The organism is Bowmanella denitrificans, assembly GCF_002887595.1.
In the GTDB taxonomy this organism is placed as follows: Bacteria; Pseudomonadota; Gammaproteobacteria; order Enterobacterales; family Alteromonadaceae; genus Bowmanella; species Bowmanella denitrificans.
Window position 1 is genome coordinate 300815 of record NZ_PEBU01000006.1, and the last position, 7184, is coordinate 307998.

A 7184-nucleotide genomic window follows, 5' to 3' on the forward strand; every position below is an offset into this window, starting at 1 on the left:
AATTATTTATTCAGGGAAAATGAAGATTATTTGAATTATTTTTGACCAATTGCCGGGGCGTTCGAAATCTATTGGTTTAAACGATAAAGGCGCTCAACAGAGCGCCTTTAAGATTAGTGATTAGAAAGCACTGAGAATTTTTTCAATGCCGGTTGGCTGATTGGCTTCCACCTCTTTATGCAGCACGTTGTCAAGTGGGGCAATCACCGCATCGCGACCCTGAATATAGCTTTGTTCCTCAACAATCACTTTATAGGCTTTGTTTAATGCCAGGGCCCGTTCGAGACTGGGTAGCAACAAGGTGGAGATATCCTTGTTCAACCTTGCGAACATGGCTTGTCTGGGCTGCCCCTGGGCGTCGAAAAACTTGTCTTTCACTTCCTGATTGGCACGGAATTCATCCCCGGTAGGGTTGTTTTTCAGGTAGTAGCTGTATTCATATTCACCGTCACTGTCGCGTTTGGGCTCTGGGATGCCGACCAGAGATTTTTGCTCCCAGTGATACCAGCCTTGCTGAAAGCTGTCTTGCCCCAGCTTGCGGAAAAAGGAGATATTGGTATCCATCAATACGCCCATGCCGCTATGACAACCCGCACAAGTACCATGTTCCTCAAAGGTTTGTGGACGTAACTCACCGCGCTGGTCTTCGATAAAGCCTTGATAGGTCCAGCCCTGTGCAACCTGTACACCTTGCTCGGCGTTACCACGCAGCAGCTTGGTGCGACTGGGAAAGTCATGTCGTTCCTTGATTTCATCCGCCACAATGACTTCTAATTGGTAGTAGTTAAGCCATTGATCTTTGCGGGCATAACGCAGCTCTTTCATGCGGGGGGCCATGCTAACCTGCTGGTCGTTGATATCCAGATAACGCACCGAATGAAGAAACTCCGTTCCCTCCGGGAATAATTTTGCGGCGATATGCAGTTTGCCAGCCTGTTGGGCCAATCTGGCCTTACCCACATAGCTCATGTGGCGCTGCTCAAGCGGTGCCCAGTCGTATTTCACCAGCCTGGCCGTACCAAGCTTGCCGTCTTTATCTAAATCTACTTTCAGCTTGGTTTCGTCTGCTGCTTCAATAACAACATCCTGCTCGAGGATCATCGCCTCGACTATCGCCAGATTGATTTTGTAAACACTCAAGTCGAACTGGCCTTGTTCGTTTTGTTGTAGCAAATCGGCCAGACGAATACTGACATCATCGGTGGAACCATTGGTGGGCATAAAACTACCCGGCATGGGGTAGTAGGCGTAGCTGCGCCAGCCGGTATAGCCGCCATCAGGTGAGCGATCAAAACCTTGTTGATCAAAATTAAAATAGCTGTCCGGCATATAGCCGTCCCAGCGGCCATTACCATCTTGATCAAACCTGGTCGCCTGTTCTTTAAGGCGCTGGCTTAAGCGAATACTGCCATCGCTGTTAAGGTAATTGTTCTGACGCACATAGCTCAGAATGTCCTCATCTGTGATGTTGGCAATTTGTGCCCGTCTGTCTTTAAACAGATTCAGCCAGGGGTTAAGTAAGGCTTTTTCCGGGAAACTGTATTCTTGTTGAACGTCGGTATCGTTCAATAGATTTGGCCGTTTGCTGTTGGTATGACAGGCGTAACAAGGATTGGCTGTTTGGGTTTTGCTGACAATGGGATCGGTATAGCACTGCGGGGGAATATAGGGGGTGGAATGACTGAGCTTATTGATAAATTGCGCTTCGCTGGCCTGTGCAGGTATCAGGCACTGGCTGACTACAAGCACCGACGCCAAAGTACAAAAAATACGGGACTGCATAATGATACTCTCGAATATACGGAAAAGGGGGCAAATGCCCCCAACATAGCGTAAGTTTGCTCTGTACTTATTCAGACTTGGCCGGGAAAGGCCCTACGTAACCAGTGTAGGCGCGGTTCTCACCGGTACCGGTATCCTTGTCACCATCAGATTCACCGTAAGGGTGCTGGATGACGCTGGTCAGATATGCCCAGCCATTGATATTGGGGTACCAGTAGGGCGATGTGGTTTCTGAACCATAAGGAGTCGTCTGGATGCGTGACAACTGCTGGTTTTGCAGATCATATGCCCAAATCACGTCATTCTGGTGACCGCTACCGGTATCTTCACCGATGATCAAAATGTCATGACCTGTCATATAAGTGACGTTATCCGGATTGGCGATGCCGTCGATATGGCAGTCGTTCATACCATTGGCAAATTCGGCCGGGTTAGCTTTTACAGCAATAGTATCGGCCATACCTGCCACGGCAGGGATACCCTGAATCAGGCCGCTGATGTTGCCTGCTACATAGTCAGAGCCAATAGCCGCGTCGGCTGCCACATCCAGTTGGTAAACGCCGCCACATTGGTTGTAACCCATCTTAATGTCGTTGTTGCCACCCTTATCATAAGAGCTGCTGGCGCTGCCATTTTTACCGAAATCTTCCATACCACGGCCAATTTCTGACATGGCAAGGTACAGTTTGTTGCGGGTTGGATCGAAGGTAATACCTTCTTCCTTACGCAATTCGGTGGTGGCGCCCATCATCGCGGCATAACGACGGGTTTCCAGGCGGGAAGCAACCTTTTCCATGCCGTCTTTTAGCTTTAGACATTCCTGACCGATGCCATTTTGATTGACGGAAGTAAAACCAGCTGCGCAGGCGCCATCCACCGGGTCAACCGTATCAAAGATATCGGCGAATTTAAGCTGCATGTTGCCGTCAACATAGGGTTTGATTTCTTCATCAGTGGCGTGACCCAGCTCAATCCAGCTCAGATTGGCGGCACCCATGCCCTCAGCACTGGTCTGGTTCCATTTCATGGCATACAGCTTTCCGGCTGTGAGGTCGCCGGCTTCATCGGCAATATACATATACAGGCCAACGTTGGTGCCATCATCGGTCAGGTAGACGGTTTTTTGATCTGGCATCACATAGGCCAGTTCATAGGCCAACCGGCCGAAAGAATAATGCTTCTTCAGGTCGGCTTCGGGCACGGCGTTACTGGCATCAATGGCCACTTCAATAGGCCAGCCCAGTTGATAAGGATTCCACTTACTGACGTCGTTATTGTGGTATTCCATAAAGGGCGCGGCATAGCCGTCATCCAATGCGTCCTGGCCGGTTACCAGGTAGCGGGCATCCGGTTCGTATTCCTCTGATGCAAAGTGGGTATTCCAGGGGGTGACGGAACCGGCACAATGTACCCAGCCACCGTTGATGTTGGACATATCCAACTGCCACAGTTTCTTAACACTCAGTTCGCCGTTTGACTTGTCCTGGTTCAGCTCCATCATAAACATAGCGCCGGGACGAGATTCAATTTGAGATACCGAGAACAGACGGTCATCAATTGGCAGCAAAGAGGTAAATTCGTTGGAATCGGAAATCTTGCGAGAGCCATCTTCTGAGAACAATGGCTGCCCACTGCTGTCCACCAACTGACCAAAGGCGACATCGCCATATTCATCGCCAGAACGGGCCAGAATATGATAATCCACATTTAACATGCGAGTTTCAGTGCCATCAACAGCTTTAGCTGTACCCACCAACACCTGACGCTTCTCATAGTTGGAAGATGGGGCCGCCACACTGTCAAACTGAATGCGGGCAGAAGCGGAAAGTGGTTGCACACCTGTGGTTCCTGAACAAACCACTGTCTCACTCTGCACTTCATCTGCGTCCAATGTCTGGTTTTTGTTCTTGTCCAAACCCGCTTGCATCTTGGTGGCACCATTAGGGCACTCTGCCGTGGCAGCCATTTCTACGATAGCGGTCAGACTGGTCAGGCCGTCGATACCATTGGCGCCCTGGGCCCCGTCTTTTCCATCGTCACCGTCACCACAGGCAACCAGGGTGGCCAGGGGAATACCAATAAGTAAGGTGCGAATGCAAACAGCGAGTCTTGACTCGTTAAACATGGACTGGTCCTCTTTGTTTTAAGAATATTGTTGTTTGCTTCCTCTGCCTGGCTGATTGCACCAGAACAGTAAAAAATCAGAAGCTTGAGTTAGTAAATCCGAAAGAAAGTAACAAGGCTGTTTGACACTGCACTTGCAGTTTTATGAAGATTGCGTGATGGAATTATGACAATAGAGCGAGCGCAGAATCTCTGGATTGCGTTCGCTCAGGGACTAGAGCTTGGTATGGTGAAGCGTCAGCTCATTGTCGCTGGCGAGCAGGTAACTGCCCTGCTCATACCAGTCCCCCAGCACAATACGTTTGGCGGGCTGGTTGTTTAATCTGAAATGGTGGATATCCGGTCTGTGGGTATGGCCATGGATCAGCAGTGTTACACCGTTTTCCAGCATAACCCGCTCTACTTCAGAGGGCGTAACATCCATAATATATTCGGGTTTGTTGGCATTATGCTGCTTGCTTTTGGCTCTGGCATTGCGCGCAACCCGGCGGCGATACCAAAGTGGCATGGCCAGCATCAGTCTTGGCCACCACCAGCCGCGGGACTTTTTACGAAAAGCCATAAACACTTCATCGCGGGTGCACAGACTGTCACCATGCATAATTAATGCTTTTTGCCCATGCAGATCAATAACCTGCAGCTCGGGTAGCAAAGTCATGCCGGTTTCCCTGGCAAAACTTTTACCAATCAGAAAGTCTCGGTTGCCGTGAATAAAAAACACGGGCACGCCTTGTTCTGTCAGTTTTCTGAAGGCCGCTTTTATCTGCTGGTTGAACGAACTCTGATCATCGTCACCAATCCAGGCTTCGAACAGATCGCCAAGCACATATAATGCCCTGGCTTGTGGAGCTTGCTGCTGCATAAAACGCAGAAAGGCCTGAGTAATATCAGGCCTGTCTTCGCTTAAATGCAGATCTGCAATAAACAGCGTTTGCGACATCAAGGCTTATTCACTGACCTCAACGGATTGAATCAGCACATCTTCGTTAGGTACATCGTCATGGTAGCCCTGGCGACCGGTTTCGACTTTGCGGATCTTATCTACCACGTCCATACCGGCGGATACTTCAGCAAACACACAATATCCCCAACCCTGCATATTTTCAGCGCGGAAATTCAGAAAGCTGTTATCGGCCACGTTGATAAAGAACTGGCAGGTCGCAGAGTGCGGGTCATTGGTACGCGCCATCGCTACGGTACCGCGATTATTGGCCACGCCGTTGTTGGCCTCGTTCTGAATGGGATCTTTGGTGGTTTTTTGCTGCATACCAGGCTCCATGCCGCCACCCTGAATCATAAAGCCGTCGATAACGCGGTGAAAAATGGTATTGTCGTAGAAGCCTTCTTTAGCGTAAGCCAGGAAATTTTCTACGGTTTTAGGTGCCTTGTCGGCCAGCATAGACAATTCAATGGCGCCGTAATTGGTGTTTAGGGTGACTTTCATAAAACAAATCCCAAAATGATAAAGGCGCTAGTTTAGCCTAAAGCGCTCAGGCTTGGAACTTTGCCCGTGCGCCCTAGGCGAGCTTGATATAAAATCGCCCTTCTTTAGCTGCCAAGAATTTTTTAAATAGGAGTGTCCATGCTACAGATTTTCAATACCCTCACTCGCCAAAAAGAGGAATTTAAGCCCATTGCGGCTGGCAAGGTGGGATTGTATGTCTGTGGGATCACTGTCTATGACGTCTGCCATATGGGCCATGCCCGCACATATCTGAGTTTCGATATGATGGTGCGCTACCTGCGCCATCTGGGATATGCAGTAAACTATGTGCGTAATATCACCGATGTGGACGATAAGATTATTCGCCGAGCAGCCAAAAATGGTGAAACGCCCGCGCAATTAACCGAGCGCACTATCGCCATGATGCATGAGGATTTTGCCGCGATTAACTTGCTGCCAGCAGATATCGAACCCCGTGTTACCACCCATATGGATGAAATTATTGCCATCATCAATACCTTGGTGGAAAAAGGTCATGCTTACGTGGCACCGAGCGGCGATGTGTTGTTTGATGTCAGTACCTTTAAAGAATATGGCAGATTAAGTCGCCAGGACCTCAGCCAATTGCAGGCCGGTGCCCGGGTGGAAGTCAATGAAGACAAAGATGATCCGCTGGACTTTGTATTGTGGAAATCGGCCAAAGCTGACGAAGTAAGCTGGGATTCACCCTGGGGAGCGGGTCGACCTGGCTGGCATATTGAATGTTCGGCCATGAGTGAAAAGCATCTGGGCAGCCATTTTGATATTCACGGTGGTGGTTCAGATTTGATTTTTCCTCACCATGAAAACGAAGTTGCGCAGTCTTGCTGCGCCTCCAGTCAGCCTTTTGTGAATTACTGGGTGCACTCCGGCATGGTGCAGGTCAATCAGGAAAAAATGAGTAAGTCGCTGGGCAATTTCTTTACCCTGCGTGACGTGCTGAAGGAATACGATGCGGAAACGCTGCGCTATTTCCTGCTGAGCGCGCATTATCGCAGCCAGTTGAATTACTCAGAGGACAATATTAAACAGTCTCGCGCCGCCCTGGAGCGCTTATATACTGCTCTGCGGGATGTGCAAGCGGATCAGTCTGTGGATATCGCCCATGGTGGCTATCTGGCGCGCTTTAATGCTGCCATGGATGATGACTTTAATACTCCTGAAGCGTTTTCTGTACTGTTTGACCTGGCCCGCGATATTAATAAGCACAAAGCACAACCCGAAGCGGCCGGAAAACTGGCTGGTGTGCTGCTAAAGCTGGCCTCCGTATTAGGTATATTGCAGGGTGACGCTAAGACGTTTTTACAATCCGGCACAGATGCCGATACCGATGTGGACGAGATTGAACGTCTGATTCAGGCCCGGGCCGATGCCCGCGCAGCTAAAGACTGGGCTGCCGCCGACGCTGCCCGCAACGCACTGACCGAAATGGGGGTGGTGCTGGAAGATGGCCCTCAGGGTACAACCTGGCGTAAAGCCTGATTGCTGTACCTGCGTTCCCGTTTTTAGTTGCTGAGAAAAAATAGTCCCAATATTCAGATAGATGGGGCTATTTTTGTTGGGCTAAAGCCCAACCCATAGTGGGTCGGAATTGATTTCGACAGCAAAACCCAGTTTCTTCACTGTGGGTCGGACTTAAGTCCGACGGGGGAAGCCGTCAGAACCAAGAGGTCAGTAATCAGTCGGCAGAATAAAGTCGTCAGATGGCAGAAATCCGTTGACAGAGCGTGAGCGCGAGTCAGCCTGAACAGCCAACAGCCAACAGCCAACAGCCAACAGCCAACAGCCAACAGAT

The 7184-nt window shown here is 49.8% G+C and carries 5 protein-coding genes; 1 reads left to right on the plus strand and 4 read right to left on the minus strand.

Features of this window, described 5'->3' with window-relative positions; all coding sequences use genetic code 11:
• Positions 1–120: 120 nt before the first annotated feature.
• The 4 genes from CSR04_RS13480 to CSR04_RS13495 form a co-directional block, all read right to left on the minus strand.
• Entirely contained in the window at positions 121–1782 is a 1662-nt protein-coding gene (locus CSR04_RS13480) for a hypothetical protein (RefSeq protein ID WP_102796805.1), read from the minus strand.
• Between the two features lie 67 nt (positions 1783–1849).
• Entirely contained in the window at positions 1850–3907 is a 2058-nt protein-coding gene (locus CSR04_RS13485; RefSeq protein WP_216362566.1) for an alkaline phosphatase PhoX, read from the minus strand.
• 213 nt (positions 3908–4120) lie between these two features.
• Positions 4121–4846 (minus strand): UDP-2,3-diacylglucosamine diphosphatase, encoded by a 726-nt coding sequence (gene lpxH / locus CSR04_RS13490; RefSeq protein ID WP_102796806.1) that lies wholly within the window; start codon positions 4844–4846, stop codon positions 4121–4123.
• A gap of 6 nt (positions 4847–4852) precedes the next feature.
• The gene (locus tag CSR04_RS13495) at positions 4853–5350 is read right to left on the minus strand and encodes a peptidylprolyl isomerase (RefSeq protein ID WP_102796807.1); all 498 of its coding nucleotides are present in this window, start codon (positions 5348–5350) and stop codon (positions 4853–4855) included.
• 138 nt (positions 5351–5488) lie between these two features.
• Between CSR04_RS13495 and cysS the strand changes: the two genes are divergently transcribed.
• Positions 5489–6871: a cysteine--tRNA ligase gene (gene cysS / locus CSR04_RS13500; RefSeq protein ID WP_102796808.1), complete on the plus strand. Its 1383-nt coding sequence runs from the start codon at positions 5489–5491 to the stop codon at positions 6869–6871.
• Positions 6872–7184: the final 313 nt, after the last annotated feature.